The organism is Streptomyces sodiiphilus, from assembly GCF_039529215.1.
Classification (GTDB): Bacteria; Actinomycetota; Actinomycetes; order Streptomycetales; family Streptomycetaceae; genus Streptomyces; species Streptomyces sodiiphilus.
On the sequence record NZ_BAAAMJ010000010.1, the window covers coordinates 285,927 to 305,772 of the forward strand.

The window sequence follows — 19,846 nt, forward strand, 5'->3', positions numbered from 1 at the left end:
CCCCGCCGGCCGGTGCGGCGGCGCCCCCGGCGAGGGGCACTCCGCCGCGGGTGCGGCGGCGGCTGCGCGAGGTGGTGCGCCGTTCGGGCCGCTCACCGCCGGACTGCTGGCCGCCGGACTGCTTGCGGTCCCGGCCGCTCCTGCGGCTGTCCGGTCCGCCGAGGTCCTCGACCTCCTCGGCGTCCAGGCCCGCCCGGGTGCGCTCCGCCCGCGGCAGTACGCCCTTGATGCCCTCGGGGATGTTCAGCGCCTCGTACAGGTGCGGCGAGGTGGAGTAGGTCTCCACCGGCTCGGCGAGCCCGAGGTCCAGGGCCTTGTTGATCAGCTGCCAGCGCGGGATGTCGTCCCAGTCCACCAGCGTCACCGCGGTGCCGCTGGCCCCGGCCCGGCCGGTGCGGCCGATGCGGTGCAGGTAGGTCTTCTCGTCCTCGGGCGACTGGTAGTTGATCACATGGGTCACGCCACTGACGTCGATGCCGCGGGCGGCGACGTCGGTGCAGACCAGCACATCGACCTTGCCGTTGCGGAAGGCCCGCAGCGCCTGCTCGCGAGCGCCCTGGCCGAGGTCTCCGTGTACGGCCCCGGCGGCGAATCCGCGCCGGGAGAGCTGGTCGGCCACATCGGCGGCGGTGCGCTTGGTCCGGCAGAAGATCATGGCCAGCCCGCGACCCTCCGCCTGGAGGATGCGCGCGACCATCTCGACCTTGTCCATCGAGTGGGCGCGGAAGACGTGCTGGGTGGTGTTGGCGACCGTGGCACCGGCATCGTCCGGGGCGGTGGCGCGGATGTGCGTGGGCCGGCTCATGTACCGCCGGGCCAGGGAGATGACCTGGCCGGGCATGGTGGCGGAGAACAGCATGGTCTGCCGCTTGGCCGGCAGCAGCTGGACGATGCGCTCGACATCTGGCAGGAAGCCCAGGTCCAGCATCTCGTCCGCCTCGTCCAGGACCAGGCAGCGGATGTGCGACAGCCGCAGCTTCTTCTGGCCGGCGAGGTCCAGCAGCCGGCCGGGGGTGCCGACGACCACGTCGACGCCCTTGTTGAGGGCCTCGACCTGCGGCTCGTAGGCCCGGCCGCCGTAGATGGCGAGCACCCGCACGTTGCGGACCTTGCCGGCGGTCAGCAGGTCGTTGGTGACCTGCTGGCACAGCTCACGGGTGGGGACGACGACAAGCGCCTGCGGCTCGTCGGTCAGATCCTCCGGCCGCGCGCGGCCCGCCTCGACGTCGGCGGGCACGGTGACGGACTCCAGGAGGGGCAGCCCGAAGCCGAGGGTCTTGCCGGTGCCGGTCTTGGCCTGGCCGATGACATCGGTACCGGACAGCGCGACCGGGAGGGTGAGCTCCTGGATGGGGAAGGGGGTGGTGATGCCGACGGCCTCCAGGGCCTCGGCTGTCTCGGGGAGGATCCCGAGATCGCGGAACGACGTCGTGGTGGACAGAATGCTTGCCTCTTCTGTGTGACGCGGCACACAGCGGCGAGGCGGGTCGTTCTCACCGGCCGTTCGATGGCCGCCCCGGGCAGGGGCTGCCCGGCGCGGGACCCGGTCATCTCGCTCAAGCGCATGTACCGCGCGAGCGGGTCCCTCTTGTCGCGGTCCGTACCGGTGCACGGCCCGCGCGGAGGGCGGTCAGGTCGGAGCCGATCGGGCCACCGACCGGGCATCCGCGGGGTCTGGGCACAGCCCAGGGGTCTCCGTCTTCAAGGCGGCCCACCAGTTCCCGGGCGGGCCCATATCACTGTACCCCGGAAGTCCGCACATGTGGCAGGGTGCGCTCCGCCACACCCGTCGCGGCGGCTATTGTGCGGGCCATGGAGACGCCTGACACCGCAGCCGACCGGACCGCTCCCGACACCCCCGAGGCCGGCGGGATCGCAGCCCAGGACTGGGCACAGGCCTCCGCGGACCCCCGGTACCGGGCCGCTGTGGTGGACCTTCTGGGCGTGCTGGCCTGCGGCGAGCTGGCGGCCTTCGAACGGCTGGCGGAGGACGCGAAGCTGGCCCCGGGGCTGGACGACAAGGCCGCGCTGGCCCGGATGGCCGCCGCCGAGTTCCATCATTTCGAACAGCTCTCCGAGCGGCTGACCGCGATCGACGCGGATCCGACGGCCGCCATGGAGCCGTTCGCCGCCGCCCTGGAGGACTTCCACCGGCTGACCGCCCCCTCGGACTGGCTGGAGGGCCTGGTCAAGGCGTACGTGGGCGACTCGATCGCCGCGGACTTCTACCGGGAGGTCGCCACCCGGCTGGACAGCGACACCCGCTCCCTGATGCTGCGGGTGCTGGACGACACCGGGTACGCGGAGTTCGCCGTGGGCAGGGTGCGGGCCGCGATCGAGGCCGACCCGCGGGTGAGCGGCCGGCTCGCGCTGTGGGCCCGGCGGCTGATGGGCGAGGCGCTCTCCCAGGCCCAGCGCGTGGTGGCCGACCGGGACGCGCTGTCCACCATGCTGGTCGGCGGGGTCGCGGACGGCTTCGACCTGGCCGAGATCGGCCGGATGTTCTCGCGCATCACCGAGTCGCACACCAAGCGGATGGCCGCGATCGGGCTGGCAGCCTGACGGTTTCCGGGCCACCGCGGGGCTGCGCCGGCCGGACGGCCCGCACTAAGCTCGGCGCATGCCGACCACCCCGTCCCCCGCGGACCTCGCCCTGATCGAGGAGTCCGCCCGGAAGGCCTCGCTGGTATGGGTCCGCGGCCCGCTGGGACCCTCCCGCGGGCTGTGGCACGTCTGGCACGACGGAGCGGTGTGCCTGGTCGGCGGGCCGGGCGAACAGCCGCTGGACGATCTCGGGCTGGCCGACGGCACGACGGCCCTCGTCACCTGCCGCTCCAAGGACAAGGGCGTCCGGCTGGCCGTCTGGCCCGCCCGGGTGACCGAGCTCGCACCGGGAAGCGACGCCTGGCAGGAGACGGCCGCCGAACTGCGGGGCAAGCGGCTCAACGCCCCCGACGCCGCGGAACTCGCGGACCGCTGGGCGCGCACCTGCCGGGTGCTGCGGCTGGAACCGGACGGCGAGCCGGAGCAGCGGCCCGGCGCCATGCCCGCCGGTTCCTGCGCCGCGCCACCGCTTCCCACCCCCGCGGTCACCCGGGGCCCGCTGCCTTCCGGGCTGCCGGTGCGGCGCCGCGGCACCGGGCGGCGCTGAGCCCCGGGCCGCTCTCCCCCGGCCGCTCAGTCCTCGTCGATCCTGAGGATCCGGTCCCCGTAGTCCACGATCTGCTCGTCCTGCGGGGCCCGCACCGAGAACTCCTTGTTCCAGTCGTTCAGCAGCAGCTCCCCGGCCTCGCCGCCGCGCTGCAGCCGCAGCGGGTACGGGGTGCCGATCAGCGAGACCTCCATCACACCGCCGGCGCCCCCGCCCGCCTCGACGCGGATGGTCCGTACACCGCCGATCTCGCCGCGCTCGCCGGTCTCCCGCTCGCCCTCCATCGTCAGCAGCCCGTCGAGCAGCACGCCCTTGTCCGTGAACCCGCTCAGCTGCTCGTAGGCGGGGTCCTCCGGGGCCACCTTGACGTACATCCCCTGGAGCTTGGCGGCCGGATCGGAGTCCGGATCGGTCTCCTCCTCGTCGGCGTCACCGGGCCGCTGGTCCTGCCAGAAGGCGCTGTCGGCCTTGAGGTACAGATCCTCGCCGACCCGCAGCAGCTCGAAGGTGGTCCCCTGCGTGGAGACCTCGCCGATCCCGCCCTCCGGTCCCAGCCTCATGTCCAGCCGGAAGGCCCGGCCCTCGGTGATCACGCTGCCGGAAAGCCGGACCGCGTCCGCGGACTGTGCCGCCGCGCGGGCCTTCTCCTCGATGGCCTCGGCCGGCAGCTTCCCCATGCCGTTGGTGCCTTCGTCCGGGTCGGGGGAACCGCAGGCGGCGAGCACCGCGGCCAGGCCCGCGCACAACACGCCGGCCACCGTCGCGCGCCACGTGCGGACAAGTGCAGTCACGTCGGCTGCCTCTCCTCGGAGGTCGGGGGGTCGAGCGGCAGCGTACCCGGGATACGGGCCGGTCCCGGTCCCGGTCCCCGGGACGGACCCGTACCATCGGGGACATGGTTACCGACGCGTCCACCGCCACCCACGCAGCACCGACCGAAGAGGCGGTGCGCGCCGCGCTCGCGACGGTGAACGACCCGGAGATCCACCGCCCGATCACCGACCTCGGCATGGTCAAATCGGTCGGCATCGCGGCGGACGGGTCGGTCACGGTCGGCGTCTATCTCACCGTCTCCGGCTGCCCGATGCGGGACACCATCCGCAGCAGCGTCTCCGAGGCCGTGCGCGCCGTCCCCGGTGTCACCTCGGTCACGGTGGAGCTCGATGTGATGAGCGACGAGCAGCGCAAGGAGCTGGCCTCGACGCTGCGCGGCGGCCAGGCCGAGCGGGAGATCCCCTTCGCGCGGCCCGGCTCGCTCACCCGCGTGTACTGCGTCGCCTCCGGCAAGGGCGGCGTCGGCAAGTCCTCGGTGACGGTGAATCTGGCCGCCGCGATGGCCGCCGACGGCCTCAAGGTCGGCGTGGTGGACGCGGACATCTACGGCCACTCGGTGCCCCGCATGCTCGGCACCGACGCCCGGCCCACCCAGGTCGAGAACATGATCATGCCGCCGTCCTCGCACGGCGTGAAGGTGATCTCCATCGGCATGTTCACCCCGGGCAACGCGCCGGTGGTGTGGCGCGGACCGATGCTGCACCGGGCGCTGCAGCAGTTCCTGGCGGACGTCTTCTGGGGCGACCTGGACGTGCTGCTCCTGGACCTTCCCCCGGGCACCGGGGACATCGCGATCTCCGTCGCGCAACTGGTCCCCAACGCCGAGATCCTCGTGGTCACCACCCCGCAGCAGGCCGCGGCCGAGGTCGCGGAGCGGGCCGGCTCGATCGCCGTGCAGACCCACCAGAAGATCGTCGGCGTGGTGGAGAACATGTCCGCGCTGCCCTGCCCGCACTGCGACGGGATGGTCGAGGTGTTCGGCTCCGGCGGCGGGCAGCGGGTGGCCGAGGGCCTCACCCGCACCACGGGCGCCGAGGTGCCGGTGCTGGGCTCGGTGCCCATCGACGTCCGGCTCCGCGAGGGCGGCGACGACGGCACGCCGGTGGTCCTGAGCGACCCGGATTCCCCGGCCGGCGCCGAACTCCGCAAGGTCGCCTCGGCGCTGACCGCGCGGCAGCGCGGGCTGGCGGGAGTGTCCCTGGGCATCACCCCGCGCAACAAGTTCTGACGGGCGCCCGCGTCAGGCCGCGTAGCTCTCGATGTCCTTCACCACGACGAACCCGAGGCCGTAGGCACTCATCCCGCGTCCGTAGGCGCCGATGTGCACGCTCTCCCGGGTCGCTCCCGCCAGCACCCAGCCGTACTCGGACTCGCGGTAGTGGAAGTCGGTCGGCTCGCCGTCCACCGGCAGCGTGAGGACGGACCAGCCCTCGCCGGCCAGGTCGTCCGCCAGCTCCCAGGCGATCGCGGTCTGCTGTTCGAGCCAGTCCTGCCGCAGCCCGTGATCCATCTGGGCGGGCCAGGTGCACGCCAGCAGGCCCGAGCCCGCCAGCCAGGCGGCTGACGACACCGAGGTCGCCTCCAGGACGCCGGTACCGTCCGGGCTGCGCCGCAGCGGGCGGCTGGCCACCGTCACCACGACCGCGAAGCGCTGTTCCTCGTCACCGAGCTCGCCGCGCAGCGAGGGTTCGTGACCGTGCCCGGTGGACCCGTGCTCCACGGAACCGTCCGAGGCCATGCCCGGCTGCAGCAGCCAGCGCGGCCCCGTGAACGCCTCGTCGAGCCCGTACCAGGGGAAGCCGGCCGACAGATAGCCGTCCAGCACGGGCCGGCGGACGGGTGCCCCTTGCTCCTCCTGACCCGTACGACTCGTCGTCTCCATGTACGCGACGCCTCCTCATTGCCCTGTCCTGGGCACACCCCGGACATAGGGAGGATAGCCACACGCGTCGGGGGTGTCGGGCATGCCCGAACACCCGGGCGTCGTCACCGGGGCCGAAATCACCCTTGCCCCGCGCCGGACAGCCGCGCTCGCGTGCGCCCGCGAGAGGGCCCGGCCCGGGCGGCTCAGGTGGCGTCGGCGTCGAAGGGAGGCGGTTCCTCCCGGGGCGCCGGCGGGGCCGCGGACTCGCCCTTGGCCAGATTTACCCGGCCGGCCGTACCGGAGTCCGCTCCCGCCGCCCGCCCCTGCCCCGACGGCCGGGCCGGGGAACGGCCGTTCACCGAGTCGGAGACCTCGGTCAGCTCCTTGCTGACGTCCAGGCCGCTGCGGAGCTCCTTCAGGCCGAGCTCGTCCGGGTCCAGCAGGTGCTTCTTCGCGAACCGGCGCGGATTGAGATCATCGAACTCGAAATCCTTGAACTCCGGACCGAGTTCGGAACGGATGTCACGCTTGGCGCTGTCGGAGAATTCCCTGATCTTCCGCACGAAGCGAGCCGTGTCCTGGATCATCTTCGGGAGTTTGTCCGGGCCGAAGACGAGGATGGCCAGAATGATCAGCGCGATGAACTCCAGCGACCCTATATCGAAGAACACCTGACAGCTCCCTCACGCATGCGGCTGACGGCAACGGTACCCGGCCCCGGCGGCCGACGGGAGACGCCGGGGCCCACGGGCCGGTGAACGGCGGAATACCGGCGCTCATCCACCGCTCGCCTCGCCCAGCGTCACGGTCAGCGTACGCGGCTCGCCGTCACGCTCGACGGTCAGCCGCAGTTCCTCCCCCGGCCGGTGGCTGCGGATCCGGACGATCAGCTCCTCCCCGCTGCGCACCCGCTCGCCGTTGACGGCCGTGATGATGTCCCCGTCCTCGATGCCGGCCTCGTCGCCGGGCCCGCCGGGAACGACCGGCGGATCGTCGGTGCTGCTGGCCACCCTGGCGCCGCCCTCGTACCGCATGTCGAGCGTGACACCGATCACCGGATGGGTGGCCCGGCCGGTGTTGATCAGCTGCTCGGCGATCAGCTTTCCCTGGTTCACCGGAATGGCGAAGCCCAGGCCGATGCTGCCGGGAGCGCTGTCGCCCTGGCCGTCGGGAAGCCCCCGGCCCAGTTCCGGGGCGCGAATGGCGCTGTTGATGCCGACCACGCGGCCGTCGAGGTCCACCAGCGGGCCGCCGGAGTTGCCCGGGTTGATCGCGGCGTCCGTCTGCAGGGCGTTCACATAGCTCACGTCGCTGCCGCCGTCCTCGCCACCGGCGGTGATGGGACGTTCGGTGGCGCTGATGATCCCGGCCGTGACGGTGCCCTCCAGGTCGAAGGGCGCACCGATGGCGACCACCGGATCCCCCACTCGCACCGCGTCGGAGTCGCCCAGCGGCAGCGGGCTCAGGCCGGTGATGCCGGACACCTTCACCACGGCCAGGTCGTATCCGCTGTCCATGCCGACGATCCGGGCCCGGGCTGTGTCGCCGCTGCCGAACGTCACCTGGACGGTGCCTCCGCTGCCCGCGGGCCGGACGACGTGCGCGTTGGTCAGGATGTGGCCCTGCTCGTCCAGGACGAAGCCGGTGCCGGTGCCCGCGGAGCCGCTGCCCCGCACGTGGAGGGTGACCACACCGGGCAGCACGGACTCGGCGATGGCGGCGATGCTGCCCGGGGCGGCCGTGCGGTCCGTGACCGTGGTCTGCGGCAGATGCACGTCGCTGAACGCGCCGTTGCGCTCCAGGAGCACGCCCACTCCGCCGCCGAGGGTCCCGGCGAGCAGGGCGATCAGCGCGGCACCGGCGGCTGTCCGGACCCCCCGGCGGGCACCGGGTGCCGGGGCGCTCGGCCCCTGCGCCGTCCGCGCCGGTGTCCCGGCCGGGGGTGCGGACGGGCCGGCGGGCGCTGCCCAGGGGTCGTACCGGCGCAGCGGCTCACCCGGCAGCCCGGCCGGAGTGCCGCCCGGCGGCGTCGGGGCCGCCCCCGCCGGGACGGCGGTTCCCGCCGGCGGCGTCGGGGACGGCCGCTGCACGGGCGGAGCCGGAGCCCACGGCCCTGGACGCCCGTACGGGGGAGTGCCGTAGGGATCCTGGCCGTGCCGTGGCTCCGCTCCCCTGTGGCCGTTGTCCATGAAGGTGTCCCCTCGTGTGCGCGCTGCTCCCCGGCAAGGATTCAACCAGGTCGGTGCAGCGTAGTCAGCGAGGGCTCACAGCGTTCAGCACGCCGGGGACTGCCGTGGCCTGCTGAGCGGGGATGTCAGGGGCGTCCTCCCCCGGAACGGCACCGGGTACCGGCTCCGGGACGAGAGCCCGCAGCGGCACCGGGGCCGCCCGCGGGAGCCATTCCGGCATCGGGTGGGCCGTCGCCCCGGCGGGCTCGCCCGTGCCGGGACCCGGCGCGGTCCCCCGGGCGTCGGAGATGGCGGCGATGCCCGGACGCTGCACGGCCCGGGGCACGATCTGCTGAGGAGCGCGGAGCATCTCGCGCTCGGTGTACACGTCCGTGCGGCTCGCGGTGGCCGTCCGGGCCACCGCGGCGGCGGTCGTCGCGCCCGCTCCTCCGGCGACGCTGCTGGACGGTGTGCCGACGGCGACAGGCGCGGGGCCGCCGGGGGAAACGGCGCTCAGCGCACCGCCGATGGCGAAGGCCGCCAGTGAGAACGCTCCGGCGGCGGCGAACGCGAGGCGATGACCGCGCTGGGACCGGGCGGGGGCCGGTTCGTGGATGCGGAACCCGCGGTCACCCCCCGGGCCGGGTGGCCTGAGCAGGGTCTCGCGCTCCTCGGGACCCGGCAGCCCACCGGTCCAGCCCGCTTCCGGCGGCCCGCCGGCCGGGCCCGTGGGCCTCACCGGTGGTTCGGAGGCGGGCAGAGCCTGGAGCCTGGCCATCAGACCGGCCGAGGGCGGGGGCAGCACGCTCTCGGCGAAGACGCTCTTGAGTCTCCGCTGGGCATCCGCCTCGGCCTTGCAGGCGGGGCAGGTGGCGAGGTGGGCCAGCACCCTGTCCCGGCTGTCGTGACACAGCTCACCGTCGATCAGGGCGGCCAGGCTCTCACCCAGATGGTGATCGACCCGGCCGCTCTCCTGTGCGCCGCTCACTCCGTGCCGCCCTCCCCGCTCCGGGCGGCCGGTACCGCCGAGAGAACCGGTGCCTGCTCCTCGGTCCGCGGACGCGGCGAACGGTGCTTGAGCGCCTTGCGCAGATGCGAGCGGCCCCGGTGGATGCGGCTGCGCACCGTTCCCAGCTTGACCCCCAGGGTGGTGGCGATCTCCTCGTAGCTCAGCCCTTCGATGTCGCACAGCACCACCGCCGCGCGGAAGTCCGGCGCCAGGGTGTCCAGGGCGTGCTGCACGTCGGCGTCGAAATGAGTGTCGTTGAAGTGCTGCTGCGGCGAGGGCTCACGGCTCGGCAGCCGCTCGGCGGCGTCGTCGCCCAGCGCGTCGAACCGGATGCGCTGCTTGCGCCGGACGGTGTCCAGGAAGAGGTTGGTGGTGATCCGGTGCAGCCAGCCCTCGAAGGTGCCGGGCGTGTAGGTGGAGAGCGAGCGGAAGACCCGGACGAAGACCTCCTGGGTGAGGTCCTCGGCGTCGTGCTGATTTCCGGTGAGGCGATAGGCGAGGCGGTACACCCGGGCGCTGTGCGTGCTGACGATCTCGTCCCAACTGGGCGGAGTCCATGCCTGGTCCGGGCCCGTGGCGAACGTCGCGGTGGCGGGCTCGCCGCCGGCGGGAGCAGTGGCGGTCCGGGCACGGTCAGCGGTGTCAGTCACAGAATTCGGCCCGCCTCGGGACCACCGGAAGCGTTTCCGCGCTCCGCGGTCCACGGGCGCGGCCGCACCTCCCCTGTCGGCTCTGGTGTCCAGTGGAGTCCCTACCATAGCCACCTCGCCCGTTAGCTCCGGATAAGCTTTTTTGACCAGCTTTCGGTCTCCCGCGTGCGGGCCCTTCCGAGAGTCGAACGTCCGATCCGGCCGACCGGTTCCCCGGACAGGTCGATACAGTCAATCGCGCGTGACGGACGGGGACGGGAGAAGGCCATTAGCGGCAACCGGCTGACGAGCTGGGCGTTCGCCGAGGCGTATGGCGCACCGGACGCCGACTCCGCGGTGGGGGCGGCTCTGCGCTGGGCCCGTGACCGGGCCCAGGAGGCCGGCACGCGCGCGGTCTCGCCGGGCACCGGCGACGCCCTGCGGCTGCTGGCCTCGGCGACGGGTGCCCGGGCGGTGGTCGAGATCGGTACCGGCACCGGCGTCTCCGGGATCCATCTTCTGTCCGGCATGCGGCCCGAGGGCGTGCTGACCACGGTGGACATCCAGCCCGAGCGGCAGCAGTCCGCGCGCGAGGCCTTCCGCACCGCCGGCTTCGCCGGGAACCGGGCCCGCCTCATCCCCGGGGCCGCCCGCGACGTGCTGCCGCGCCTCGCCGACGGCGGCTACGACCTGGTTTTCTACGACGGCGACCGGATGGAGTGCGTCGCCTGCCTGGAAGAATCGTTGCGTCTGCTGCGGCCGGGCGGGCTGCTCTGCTTCGCCGGTGTGTTCGCCGACGGCCGCACGGTCGACTCCGGCACCCAGCCGGCGGAGGTGCTCAAGCTCCGGGAACTGCTGCGGGCGGTCCGGGAGCACGAGTCACTGGTGCCCGCGCTGCTGCCTACGGGAGACGGGCTGCTCTGTGCGGCCCGCCGCTGACCGGCCGCACGACGAGCGCCGCCCCGGGACGCGGCGGAGCGTCCCGGGGCGGCGCGCGATGGATCGGAGGGGGACGGCGGTCAGCCGCACACCTTCTTCAGCTCCTCGTCGAGGGCGACCGCTTCGTCGGGAGTCAGCTCGACGACAAGACGTCCGCCGCCCTCGAGCGGCACGCGCATGATGATGCCCCGCCCCTCCTTGGTCACCTCGAGCGGGCCATCGCCCGTCCGCGGCTTCATGGCCGCCATGCTCGTTCCCCTTCCTGAAACCAGCTCATCGCAGCCGACAACCTGAGCGTCACCGGCATCGAACTCAGTGCTTCTCGGTCATTATCCCGCATGGAACGACCCGATGACCAACTTCGGTCCGTATCCCTTCGGCAACACGGATACCCAAAACCACTCAATCCGGCGATCGGGCGGGCACGGTGGGTCCTTCTTCCGACTGTGCGGACGCCGCCGCGTTTGACGCACGTCACACCTCGGGGCCGCTACCGGGACCCGCGGCCGGTGCGCCATGCTGTGACACATGCCCGATTCTGTGCTCAGCGACGTGACCGAAGGTCTCGCGACCATCACCCTGAACCGCCCGGACGCGATGAACGCCCTGAACCGCAGTACCAAGGAGGCGCTGCGGGACGCGCTGCGGGAAGCCGCGGAGAACCGGACCGTGCGCGCCGTCCTGCTGACCGGCAACGGACGGGCCTTCTGCGTGGGGCAGGACCTCAAGGAGCACATCGGCACCCTCGCGGCGCAGGACGACGACGCGGCCGGGAGCGCCCTGGACACCGTGCGGGACCACTACAACCCCATCACCGAGGCGATCGCCGGCATGCCCAAGCCGGTCGTCGCGGCGGTCAACGGCCCGGCGGCGGGAGCGGGCTTCGGCTTCGCCCTGGCGGCCGACTACCGGCTGGCCGCCGAGAGCGCCACGTTCAGCACGGCGTTCGCGGGGGTGGCCCTCAGCACCGACTCCGGGCTCGCCTGGACCCTGCCTCGCTTCATCGGCCAGGGGCGGGCCGCCGACCTGCTGCTGACCGGTCGCCGGATCGACGCCGCCGAGGCCGGACGGCTGGGGATCGTCCAGCGGGTCGTGCCCGACGCGGAGCTCCGGGAGGCTGCCGCGCGGATGGCCCGGCAACTGGCTCAGGGGCCCACCCTGGCCTACGCCTCCATCAAGGAGGCGATGGCGTACGCCGCCACCCACTCGCTGTCCGAGACCCTGGAGCGGGAGGCGCAGCTCCAGGTCGAGGCCGGGGCCTCCGAGGACCACCGCACCGCGGTCGCCGCGTTCGTCGACAAGGAGCGGCCGGTCTACAAGGGCCGCTGAGGCCACCGCGGGCGCGCTCAGGCGCCGGGGCCGGCTTCCCCGGCGCCCGCCGCGCCCGCGGGTCCCGCCGCGTCCGTGATGCCGGTGCGGTCCACGGGGTCCACGGGGTCCGCCGGTCCGGTGCCCCGCGGTGCCGAGGCCCGGGCACCGGCCAGCGCCGTCTCCAGCTCGGCGATCCGCGTGTCCCGCGCGGCGATCTCGGCGGCCAGCCGGTCCAGGACGTCGTCCACCTCCTCCATCCGGTACCCGCGCGGCGCCAGCGGCAGCCGGACGGCGACCACGTCGGCCGGACCCACCGGCCGGTCCAGCGGCAGCGGGTCGTCAAGGCGGTCCGGCGCGGCCTCCGGCAGTCCGCCGCGGGCCGGGCCGCCCGAGCCGTCCCCGCTGCCCAGCACCGCGAGGGTGACCACGGCGATCACCACCACCATCGCCACCAACAGAAACCAGAACACCGGCCGCCTCCCCTGGCGCTCGTCCGCTCACGTCGGTACCGATCGTGCCACGCCGCGGTCCCGGCGGTCGCCGGGTAGGTTCGACGCAGCGGCGGACGGGACCACCGCGCTGCCGGGCACGGCGGACGCGCCCGGCGGCACCTCCCCGGACCGCCGGGGCCCACAGCGGAGAACGGAGAGCTGAACGGCATGCTGCGCCTGGGGACACGCGAGTTCGCGGCGAACGAGCCGGTGATCATGGCAATCGTGAACCGGACCCCCGACTCCTTCTACGACCGGGGCGCCACGTTCGGTGACGAACCGGCCCTGGAGCGGGTCGAGAAGGCCGTGGCCGAGGGCGCGGCGATCATCGACATCGGCGGCGTGAAGGCCGGGCCCGGTGAACCGGTGGACACCGCCGAGGAGATACGGCGCACCGCCGGCTTCGTCGCCGAGGTCCGCCGGCGTCACCCCGACATCGTGATCAGCGTGGACACCTGGCGGCACGAGGTCGGTGAGGCCGCCTGCGCCGCGGGAGCGGATCTGCTCAACGACGCCTGGGGCGGGGTGGACCCGGAACTGGCCGAGGTGGCCGCCCGGCACGGCGCCGGGCTGGTGTGCACCCACGCCGGAGGAGCCCGGCCGCGCACCCGTCCGCACCGGGTGGCCTATCCGGACGTGATGGCGGACATCCTGCGGGTGACCGTGGCACTGGCCGAGCGAGCGGTCGCGCTGGGGGTGCGGCGCGACGCCGTGCTGATCGACCCGGGACACGACTTCGGGAAGTCGACCCGGCATTCGCTGGAGGCCACCAGGCGGCTGGACGAGATGACCGCCACCGGGTGGCCGGTGCTCGTCTCGCTGTCGAACAAGGACTTCGTGGGCGAGAGCCTGGATCTCCCGGTGCGGCAGCGGCTGCTGGGCACCCTGGCCGCCACGGCGGTCTCCGCGTGGCTGGGGGCGCGGGTGTACCGCGTCCACGAGGTCGCGGAGACCCGGCAGGTCCTGGACATGGTGTCGGCCATCGCCGGCCACCGGCCGCCGGCCGTCGCACGCCGCGGGCTGGCCTGACCCGCGGCGGCGGCACCGCCCCGGCCTCCCGGGGCGGGACGACTACGGCTTGGCGATGAGCGCGATGGCCTCTTCCACGTCGTCCGTCACGTGGAACAGGCCCGCGTCGCCGGGAGACGCCTTGCCCTGGGCGATCACCGTGTCGCGCACCCAGTCGGCCAGCCCCTGCCAGTAGGCGGTGCCCAGCAGCACGATCGGGAAGCGGGTCACCTTCTGCGTCTGCACCAGCGTCATCGCCTCGAACAGCTCGTCCAGCGTGCCCAGGCCGCCGGGCAGCACCAGGAAGCCCTGGGCGTACTTCACGAACATCGTCTTGCGCACGAAGAAGTAGCGGAAGTTGACGCCGATGTCGACGTACTCGTTGAAGCCCTGCTCGAAGGGAAGCTCGATCCCCAGGCCGACCGAGACCCCGCCGGCCTCCAGCGCGCCCCGGTTCGCGGCCTCCATGATCCCCGGTCCGCCGCCGGTGATCACGGCGAAGCCGGCCTCCGCCAGGCCGCGCCCGACCCGCACCCCCAGCTCGTACTCCGCCGAGCCGGGCGAGGTGCGTGCCGAACCGAAGACACTGATGGCGGGGCCGAGTTCGGCCAGCGCCCCGAAGCCCTCGACGAACTCCGCCTGGATGCGCAGCACTCGCCAGGGGTCCTGGTGCACCCAGTCCGAGGGTCCCCTGCTGTCCAGCAGCCGCTGATCGGTGCTGCCCGGGACCACCTGACCACGGCGGCGCACCACCGGCCCGAGGCGCTGTTCCCGCTCACCGCCGCCCGGCACCCCGCCGCGCGCGCTCACCCCCTCGGTCCTGCCCCGCGCGCCCGCACCCTGCGACTTGCCCATACTCGCTCCTCACGCCTGTTCTCCTGCGAGCAGCGTACGTTCACGGGGGTGAGGACGGGGTGAAGCCGGTCTGTCGGGGGCCGGCCCGACGGGTGTCAGCTCAGCCAGTTCCGCAGCCGCTCCTCGCAGTGCGCGATCTTCGCCGTGTCCACCCGCTCGTCGCGCTTGTGGGCGAGATTCGGCTCCCCCGGACCGTAGTTGACGGCCGGGACCCCCAGCGCGCTGAAGCGCGAGACGTCCGTCCAGCCGAACTTCGGCCGGGCCTCGCCGCCGACCGCCTCGATGAAGGCCCGGGCCGCGGGGTGGGAGAGGCCCGGCAGGGCACCGGGCGAGTGGTCGTCCACGGTGAACTCCGCGACCGCGCAGTCCGCGAAGACCTCGCGGACATGGGCGAGCGCCTCCTCCTCGCCGCGGTCGGGTGCGTAGCGGTAGTTGACGGTGACGACGCACTCGTCGGGAATCACGTTGCCCGCCACACCGCCCTCGATCCGCACGGCGTTCAGGCCCTCGTGGTACTCCAGCCCGTCGATCACCGGGCGCCGCGGCTCGTACTCGGCCAGCCGCCGCAGCACCGGCGCCGCCGCGTGGATGGCGTTCTCGCCCAGCCAGCCGCGCGCCGAGTGCGCCCGCTGTCCCGGCAGCCGCAGCAGCACCCGCAGCGTGCCCTGGCAGCCGCCCTCGACCTGCCCGCCGGAGGGCTCCAGCAGTACGGCGAAGTCACCGGCCAGCCAGCCCGGGTGCTCGGCCGCCAGGTGCCGCAGGCCGTTGCGCTCGGCCTCGACCTCCTCGTTGTCGTAGAAGACGAACGTGAGGTCGCGGTTGGGCACCGGCACGGTGGCGGCGATCCGCAGCTGGACCGCGACGCCGGACTTCATGTCGCAGGTTCCGCAGCCCCACAGCTGCCCGTCCTCGTCCAGCCGGGACGGCAGGTTCCCGGCCACGGGGACCGTGTCGATGTGCCCGGCCAGTACGACCCGTTCGGCGCGGCCCAGCGCGGTGCGCGCGACGACGTTGTTGCCGTGCCGGTCGACCCGCAGGTGCGGCAGGGTCCGCAGGGCCTCCTCCACCGCGTCGGCGAGCGGCTGCTCCGAGCCGCTGACGGAGGGGATGTCGACGAGCTGCGCGGTGAGCGCGGCGGCGTCCAGGCCGAGATCGAGTGCGGGTCGCTCCATGGAGCCGAGGGTACCGGCGGTCCGGCCGCCCGGCGGGACCGGTTACCTTGGTCCCCGTGCACGGACGGACCCCCCTCGCAGGACGCCGGCGTCCGGTGCGCGCGGGTCTGGCGACCCTCGTGCTCCTCGCGCTCGCCGGCTACGTCTTCCTGCACTACCAGACCGGCGGAGCGCGGGCCCCGGAGTGCGTGGTGACCGGCACGGGCACCGGCGAGCCCTACCGGCTGCAGCCGCAGCAGGCGGCCAACGCGGCCACCATCCAGGCGGTGGCCTCCTCCCGCGGACTGCCGGAGCGGGCGGTGACCATAGCCCTGGCGACGGCCATGCAGGAGTCGAGCCTGCGCAACATCGACTACGGCGACCGGGACTCCCTCGGTCTCTTCCAGCAGCGGCCCTCGATGGGCTGGGGCTCCGAGGAGGAGATCATGGATCCGGTGTACGCGGCCGGCCAGTTCTACGACCACCTGGTGCAGATACCCGGCTACACCACGATGCCGCTGACGGAGGCGGCTCAGATGGTGCAGCGCAGTGCGTTCCCCGACGAGTACGCCAAGCACGAGCCGCAGGCGGCGATGCTGACCGCCGCGCTCACCGGGCGGGCGGCGGCCTCGCTGTACTGCACCTCCGCGATGGACCCCGCTCCCGGCGACCCCGGCGAGATCCGTGGCCGGCTGGCCCACGAGTTCGGCGACGCGGTGCGCACGGACCACTCGGGCCGGGACATCACGGTGGAGGTGCCCGAGCCGGAACTCTCCCCGCAGGGGTGGGAGGTGGCGCACTGGGCGGTGGCTCACGCGGCCGAGTTCGGCGTCGAGCGGATCGTCCACCGGGACCGCGTCTGGGAGGCCCGGCGGTCCGTCAAGGGCTGGCAGGCCGCGCGGGAGCAGGACACCGCGGACGGGCTGCTGATCACCGTCGCTCCCTGAGCACCGGCCGCCGGGCGGCCCCCGGGACGTGCCGATAAAACGACGCATTACCAATCCTTTACCTGCTGTGGCCGCAACCTGAACGGCCCCCAGGGCGATAGGCACTGCGTCCGGCCGGACACGCACGCCCGACAGATCAGTAACTCTCCGTCGAAGGAGCATCATGTCCCACCCCCTGAAGCGCCGGATGGCCAAGGCCGCCCTTCTGCTCGCCGCCGGTGCCGCTCCGGTCGTCGGCGCGGCCGGCAGCGCCTCCGCCGTGGAGCTTCCGCAGACCACGGACCTGAGCGGTCTGACCAACCTGGACGGGGCGCACGTCGGGGAAACCCTGGACCACGCCGCCCAGTCCACCACCACGATGGCCGGTGACGCCGGCGCCGACGTGGTCGGCAGTGCCCTTCCGGCCACCGGCAAGGCCGCGGGGGCGGCGGGCAGGACGGCCGCTCCGGCCGCTCAGGAGACCGCGGGCAGCGCGGCGGGCGGGGCCGGGACCCTGCTCGGCGACACGGCCGCGTCGGCCGCCCAGAGCGGCCTGGGGGCCGGTGTGCCGGCCACCGGCTCCCTGCCCACCACGCAGGGCTCCCTGCCGACGGGCCAGCTGCCGATGGGCGGCCTGCCGCTCTGAGCCGCCCGCGCCGGGCATTCCGGCGCGCACCGGTCCGGCCCCGGGGGACGACCTCCCGCCCCGGGGCCCTCGGCCGTCAGGACAGCCTGCGCACCGCCTCCGCGACACGTTCGTCGGTGGCGGTGAAGGCCACCCGCACGTGCCGCGCGCCCGCCGGGCCGTAGAAGTCGCCCGGCGCCACCAGCACCCCGAGCCGGCTCAGCTCGCCGACCGTCTCCCAGCACGGTGCGTCCGAGGTGGCCCACAGGTACAGCGACGCCTCGCTGTGGTCGATCCGGAAGCCCCGGCCCTCCAGGGCGGTCCGGAGCGCGGAGCGACGCGCGGCGTAGCGCTCGCGCTGCTCGGCCACGTGCGCGTCGTCGGCGAGCGCGGCCACCGTGGCGGCCTGCACCGGGGCGGGCACCATCATCCCGCCGTGCTTGCGGATGGTGAGCAGTTCCCCGAGGACCTCCCCGTCACCCGCCAGGAACGCCGCGCGGTAGCCGGCCAGGTTGGACCGCTTGGACAGCGAGTGCACGGTCACCAGGCCGGACGTGTCCCCGCCCCCGATCTCCGGGTGCAGCGCCGAGTACGGCTCGGCGTCCCAGCCCAGCTCCAGGTAGCACTCGTCGCTGACGAGCAGGACTCCATGCGCACGGGACCAGGCGACGGACTCCCGCAACTCCCCCGGCGTCAGCACGCGCCCGGTGGGGTTGGAGGGGGAGTTGAGCCACAGCAGCCGCAGCCCGGCCGGGTTCAGGTCGGTGACCGTGTCATAGGGGACCGGTTCGGCGCCGGCCAGCCGCGCCCCGGCCTCGTACGTCGGATAGGCCAGCCGCGGGAAGGCCACCCGGTCCCCCGGGCCCAGCCCGAGCTGGGTGGGGAGCCAGGCCACCAGTTCCTTGGAGCCGACCACCGGCAGCACCTCGTGGTGCGTCAGGCCACGGGCGCCCAGCCGGCGCTCGCACCACCCGGTGATCGCGTCGCGCAGCGCCGGGGTCCCCCACACGGTGGGGTAGCCGGGGCTGTCGGCAGCGTCGGAGAGCGCACGCCGGATCTTCTCCGGCACCGGGTCGACCGGTGTGCCGACGGACAGATCGACGATGCCGCCGGGGTGGGCGGCGGCGGTGGCCTTGTACGGCTCCAGGCGGTCCCAGGGGAAGACGGGCAGCCGGGAGGAGACGGGAGCGGCGGGGAGCACGGTCGGCTTCTTTCGGTGAGCTTCCTGCGGGTGGTGCCGGGCGGCGGGGCACAAGACGCCCCGGCCCCGTACGGCACGCGCGCCGTACGGGGCCGGGGGGCCTCACACGCCGGCCGTCACTCGTCGTGGCTCTGCGGCGGCAGGGCACTGACCAGCGGGTGATCACGTTCGATCAGCCCGAGCTTGCTGGCGCCGCCCGGCGAGCCCAGCTCGTCGAAGAATTCGACGTTCGCCTTGTAGTAGTCCTTCCACTCCTCGGGAGTGTCGTCCTCGTAGAAGATCGCTTCCACGGGGCAGACCGGCTCGCACGCACCGCAGTCCACGCACTCGTCGGGGTGGATGTAGAGCATCCGCTCGCCCTCGTAGATGCAGTCGACGGGGCACTCCTCGATGCATGCCTTGTCCTTAAGGTCGACACAAGGCTCCGCGATGACGTAGGTCACGCTGTCGTTCCTCCTCGGTAGGGACGGCGATCCGAGCTGGATTCCGCCTGGGGCGCGCGGGAGCGCGGCGTCGTCGATGCTCCGTCCTAGTATCGCGGGTCCGGGTAGCCAAGCGAACACGAGGGGCGGGACAAGAGGTGGAGTTCACCATGGGCGGACAGCTCACGATCCGGGTGGAACCTTCCGACGTGGGAAAACGCGTATCCCTGCGGACGGCCACGGGGGACGGGAAGGGCCGGTCCCCGCGGTTCACCGACACCGTGGGGGTTCTCACATCCTGGGCGGACGGCACGATCTCCGTCGTGCGCCGGGACGGCAGGACGGTGCACCTGGCGGAGTCCGCTCTGGTCGCGGGAAAGGTGGTGCCGGCCGCTCCGGCCCGCCGCCGGGGCCTGCCGGCCGCCGGGGTACGGGAGCTGGCCGAAGTGGCGGCGCGCGGCTGGCCGGCGCCGGAGACCGGCCGGATCGGGGACTGGACCGTCCGGGCTGCCGGTGGCTGGACGGGGCGGGCCAACTCGGCGTACCGGTCCGGGGACGGGCCGCCGGACCTGGACCGGATCGGGGCCTGGTACGCGGACCGCGGACTGCCCGCCCGTCTCCAGGTGACCACCGGCGCGGCCGGCACGGACGAGCTGCTGGACGCCGCGCTGGACCGGGAAGGCTGGAGGGCCGAGCGGCACGCCGTGGTGCTGGTGGCGGCGCTGGCTCCGCTGGCCGACCGGGAACCGGACAGCAGGGTGGTCATCGGTCCGGGACCGGACGACCGGTGGCTGGAGGGCTGCTCGGCCGCCCGTCACGACCCGGCCATGGCGCGGCGGGTGCTGGCCGCCGGGCCATGGGTCCGCTTCGCAGCGGTCGCGGGGGACGACGAGGCCCCGGCGGCCGTCGGGCGCTGCGTGGTGGACGGCCGCTGGGCGGGGTTCGCCGCGCTCGAGGTCGCCGCCCGGCACCGGGGGAAAGGGCTGGCCGGCGCGGTGCTGGGCGAACTGGCGCGCGCCGCCCTGGCGGAGGGGGCGTCGGCCGCCCACCTGCAGGTGGAGACGGACAACGCTCCCGCCCGGGCCCTGTACGAGCGGCTCGGCTTCGCCGAGCACCACCACTACCACTACCGGGTCAACTTCTCGGCCCTGAAGCTGAAGGACCGGGCATCCTGGCCAGAAACCCGGTGAAGGAGAGCCGGCCGGGCGCCTGAGGCGCCTCGTGGGGCCGGAGCTCACCGGCAGCGGGGCCGGCGGCGGAGG

22 protein-coding genes are annotated in these 19,846 nt (G+C 73.6%); 9 read left to right on the forward strand and 13 right to left on the reverse strand.

All coding sequences use genetic code 11. The features are described 5' to 3' along the window. On the reverse strand, positions 1 to 1,471 hold a 1,471-nt coding region (locus ABD299_RS06455; protein WP_344259532.1), incomplete at its 3' end, for a DEAD/DEAH box helicase. 341 nt (positions 1,472 to 1,812) lie between these two features. Between ABD299_RS06455 and ABD299_RS06460 the strand changes: the two genes are divergently transcribed. Beyond that, positions 1,813 to 2,562, forward strand: coding sequence for a ferritin-like fold-containing protein (locus tag ABD299_RS06460; RefSeq protein ID WP_344259533.1), 750 nt, complete (start codon positions 1,813 to 1,815; stop codon positions 2,560 to 2,562). Between the two features lie 58 nt (positions 2,563 to 2,620). Beyond that, a complete protein-coding gene (locus ABD299_RS06465) occupies positions 2,621 to 3,151 on the forward strand; it encodes a hypothetical protein (RefSeq protein WP_344259534.1) in 531 nt (176 codons plus the stop codon). Between the two features lie 26 nt (positions 3,152 to 3,177). On the opposite strand, the gene ABD299_RS06470 is transcribed toward ABD299_RS06465, so the two are convergent. Continuing rightward, complete coding sequence (locus tag ABD299_RS06470; RefSeq protein WP_344259535.1) at positions 3,178 to 3,942, reverse strand: hypothetical protein; 765 nt, start codon at positions 3,940 to 3,942, stop codon at positions 3,178 to 3,180. 104 nt (positions 3,943 to 4,046) lie between these two features. Between ABD299_RS06470 and ABD299_RS06475 the strand changes: the two genes are divergently transcribed. Continuing rightward, positions 4,047 to 5,213, forward strand: coding sequence for an Mrp/NBP35 family ATP-binding protein (locus tag ABD299_RS06475; protein WP_344259536.1), 1,167 nt, complete (start codon positions 4,047 to 4,049; stop codon positions 5,211 to 5,213). 12 nt (positions 5,214 to 5,225) lie between these two features. Here the strand turns inward: ABD299_RS06475 and ABD299_RS06480 are convergent, their stop codons facing one another. The 5 genes from ABD299_RS06480 to sigE form a co-directional block, all read right to left on the reverse strand. After that, positions 5,226 to 5,867: a hypothetical protein gene (locus ABD299_RS06480; protein ID WP_344259537.1), complete on the reverse strand. Its 642-nt coding sequence runs from the start codon at positions 5,865 to 5,867 to the stop codon at positions 5,226 to 5,228. Between the two features lie 185 nt (positions 5,868 to 6,052). Then, a complete protein-coding gene (locus ABD299_RS06485) occupies positions 6,053 to 6,520 on the reverse strand; it encodes a sec-independent translocase (RefSeq protein WP_344259538.1) in 468 nt (155 codons plus the stop codon). A gap of 105 nt (positions 6,521 to 6,625) precedes the next feature. Then, positions 6,626 to 8,083: a S1C family serine protease gene (locus tag ABD299_RS06490; protein ID WP_425581266.1), complete on the reverse strand. Its 1,458-nt coding sequence runs from the start codon at positions 8,081 to 8,083 to the stop codon at positions 6,626 to 6,628. A gap of 19 nt (positions 8,084 to 8,102) precedes the next feature. Next, the gene (locus ABD299_RS06495) at positions 8,103 to 9,005 is read right to left on the reverse strand and encodes an anti-sigma factor family protein (protein ID WP_344259540.1); all 903 of its coding nucleotides are present in this window, start codon (positions 9,003 to 9,005) and stop codon (positions 8,103 to 8,105) included. After that, positions 9,002 to 9,784 (reverse strand): RNA polymerase sigma factor SigE, encoded by a 783-nt coding sequence (gene sigE / locus ABD299_RS06500; protein ID WP_344259541.1) that lies wholly within the window; start codon positions 9,782 to 9,784, stop codon positions 9,002 to 9,004. Before sigE ends, ABD299_RS06495 begins: the two co-directional genes overlap by 4 nt. 126 nt (positions 9,785 to 9,910) lie before the next feature. On the opposite strand from sigE, the gene ABD299_RS06505 reads away from it, so the two are divergent. Then, positions 9,911 to 10,594 carry an O-methyltransferase gene (locus ABD299_RS06505; RefSeq protein ID WP_344259815.1) on the forward strand — a complete coding sequence of 228 codons (684 nt, stop codon included), beginning with the start codon at positions 9,911 to 9,913 and terminating at the stop codon, positions 10,592 to 10,594. Between the two features lie 80 nt (positions 10,595 to 10,674). On the opposite strand, the gene ABD299_RS06510 is transcribed toward ABD299_RS06505, so the two are convergent. Further along, positions 10,675 to 10,842, reverse strand: a complete 168-nt coding sequence (locus tag ABD299_RS06510; RefSeq protein WP_103500878.1) for a DUF3117 domain-containing protein — start codon at positions 10,840 to 10,842, stop codon at positions 10,675 to 10,677. A 280-nt stretch (positions 10,843 to 11,122) separates the two neighbouring features. Here ABD299_RS06510 and ABD299_RS06515 point away from each other — a divergent pair, with 280 nt between their 5' ends. Next, the gene (locus ABD299_RS06515; RefSeq protein WP_344259542.1) at positions 11,123 to 11,923 is read left to right on the forward strand and encodes an enoyl-CoA hydratase-related protein; all 801 of its coding nucleotides are present in this window, start codon (positions 11,123 to 11,125) and stop codon (positions 11,921 to 11,923) included. A gap of 17 nt (positions 11,924 to 11,940) precedes the next feature. Here the strand turns inward: ABD299_RS06515 and ABD299_RS06520 are convergent, their stop codons facing one another. Then, positions 11,941 to 12,375 (reverse strand): DivIVA domain-containing protein, encoded by a 435-nt coding sequence (locus ABD299_RS06520; RefSeq protein WP_344259543.1) that lies wholly within the window; start codon positions 12,373 to 12,375, stop codon positions 11,941 to 11,943. Positions 12,376 to 12,564: 189 nt separating this feature from the next. On the opposite strand from ABD299_RS06520, the gene folP reads away from it, so the two are divergent. Next, on the forward strand, positions 12,565 to 13,425 hold the full coding sequence (gene folP, locus ABD299_RS06525; protein WP_344259544.1) for a dihydropteroate synthase: 861 nt from the start codon (positions 12,565 to 12,567) through the stop codon (positions 13,423 to 13,425). A gap of 42 nt (positions 13,426 to 13,467) precedes the next feature. On the opposite strand, the gene ABD299_RS06530 is transcribed toward folP, so the two are convergent. Then, complete coding sequence (locus tag ABD299_RS06530) at positions 13,468 to 14,259, reverse strand: LOG family protein (protein ID WP_344259545.1); 792 nt, start codon at positions 14,257 to 14,259, stop codon at positions 13,468 to 13,470. Positions 14,260 to 14,354: 95 nt separating this feature from the next. Beyond that, complete coding sequence (gene dapE, locus ABD299_RS06535) at positions 14,355 to 15,431, reverse strand: succinyl-diaminopimelate desuccinylase (protein WP_344259546.1); 1,077 nt, start codon at positions 15,429 to 15,431, stop codon at positions 14,355 to 14,357. A gap of 56 nt (positions 15,432 to 15,487) precedes the next feature. Between dapE and ABD299_RS06540 the strand changes: the two genes are divergently transcribed. Both ABD299_RS06540 and ABD299_RS06545 read left to right on the forward strand, forming a co-directional pair. Further along, positions 15,488 to 16,357, forward strand: a complete 870-nt coding sequence (locus ABD299_RS06540) for a VldE C-terminal domain-containing protein (RefSeq protein WP_344259547.1) — start codon at positions 15,488 to 15,490, stop codon at positions 16,355 to 16,357. Positions 16,358 to 16,520: 163 nt separating this feature from the next. Further along, positions 16,521 to 16,982, forward strand: a complete 462-nt coding sequence (locus ABD299_RS06545; RefSeq protein WP_344259548.1) for an ATP-binding protein — start codon at positions 16,521 to 16,523, stop codon at positions 16,980 to 16,982. 76 nt (positions 16,983 to 17,058) lie between these two features. Here ABD299_RS06545 and dapC read toward each other — a convergent pair whose 3' ends face one another. Together dapC and fdxA are read right to left on the reverse strand one after the other, a co-directional pair. After that, positions 17,059 to 18,162: a succinyldiaminopimelate transaminase gene (dapC, locus tag ABD299_RS06550; protein WP_344259549.1), complete on the reverse strand. Its 1,104-nt coding sequence runs from the start codon at positions 18,160 to 18,162 to the stop codon at positions 17,059 to 17,061. Positions 18,163 to 18,278: 116 nt separating this feature from the next. Beyond that, positions 18,279 to 18,605 carry a ferredoxin gene (gene fdxA / locus ABD299_RS06555; protein ID WP_344259550.1) on the reverse strand — a complete coding sequence of 109 codons (327 nt, stop codon included), beginning with the start codon at positions 18,603 to 18,605 and terminating at the stop codon, positions 18,279 to 18,281. A 137-nt stretch (positions 18,606 to 18,742) separates the two neighbouring features. Between fdxA and ABD299_RS06560 the strand changes: the two genes are divergently transcribed. Beyond that, on the forward strand, positions 18,743 to 19,774 hold the full coding sequence (locus tag ABD299_RS06560) for a GNAT family N-acetyltransferase (RefSeq protein ID WP_344259551.1): 1,032 nt from the start codon (positions 18,743 to 18,745) through the stop codon (positions 19,772 to 19,774). Positions 19,775 to 19,846: the final 72 nt, after the last annotated feature.

What these genes read in the sequence shown, in the direction of transcription:
- ABD299_RS06460 (WP_344259533.1), top strand. Translation starts at nt 1,813, where the DNA reads ATGGAGACGCCTGACACCGCAGCCGACCGGACCGCTCCCGACACCCCC.
- ABD299_RS06465 (WP_344259534.1), top strand. Translation starts at nt 2,621, where the DNA reads ATGCCGACCACCCCGTCCCCCGCGGACCTCGCCCTGATCGAGGAGTCC.
- ABD299_RS06475 (WP_344259536.1), top strand. Translation starts at nt 4,047, where the DNA reads ATGGTTACCGACGCGTCCACCGCCACCCACGCAGCACCGACCGAAGAG.
- ABD299_RS06480 (WP_344259537.1), bottom strand. Translation starts at nt 5,867, where the DNA reads ATGGAGACGACGAGTCGTACGGGTCAGGAGGAGCAAGGGGCACCCGTC.
- sigE (WP_344259541.1), bottom strand. Translation starts at nt 9,784, where the DNA reads ATGGTAGGGACTCCACTGGACACCAGAGCCGACAGGGGAGGTGCGGCC.
- ABD299_RS06510 (WP_103500878.1), bottom strand. Translation starts at nt 10,842, where the DNA reads ATGGCGGCCATGAAGCCGCGGACGGGCGATGGCCCGCTCGAGGTGACC.
- ABD299_RS06515 (WP_344259542.1), top strand. Translation starts at nt 11,123, where the DNA reads ATGCCCGATTCTGTGCTCAGCGACGTGACCGAAGGTCTCGCGACCATC.
- folP (WP_344259544.1), top strand. Translation starts at nt 12,565, where the DNA reads ATGCTGCGCCTGGGGACACGCGAGTTCGCGGCGAACGAGCCGGTGATC.
- ABD299_RS06530 (WP_344259545.1), bottom strand. Translation starts at nt 14,259, where the DNA reads ATGGGCAAGTCGCAGGGTGCGGGCGCGCGGGGCAGGACCGAGGGGGTG.
- dapE (WP_344259546.1), bottom strand. Translation starts at nt 15,431, where the DNA reads ATGGAGCGACCCGCACTCGATCTCGGCCTGGACGCCGCCGCGCTCACC.
- ABD299_RS06545 (WP_344259548.1), top strand. Translation starts at nt 16,521, where the DNA reads ATGTCCCACCCCCTGAAGCGCCGGATGGCCAAGGCCGCCCTTCTGCTC.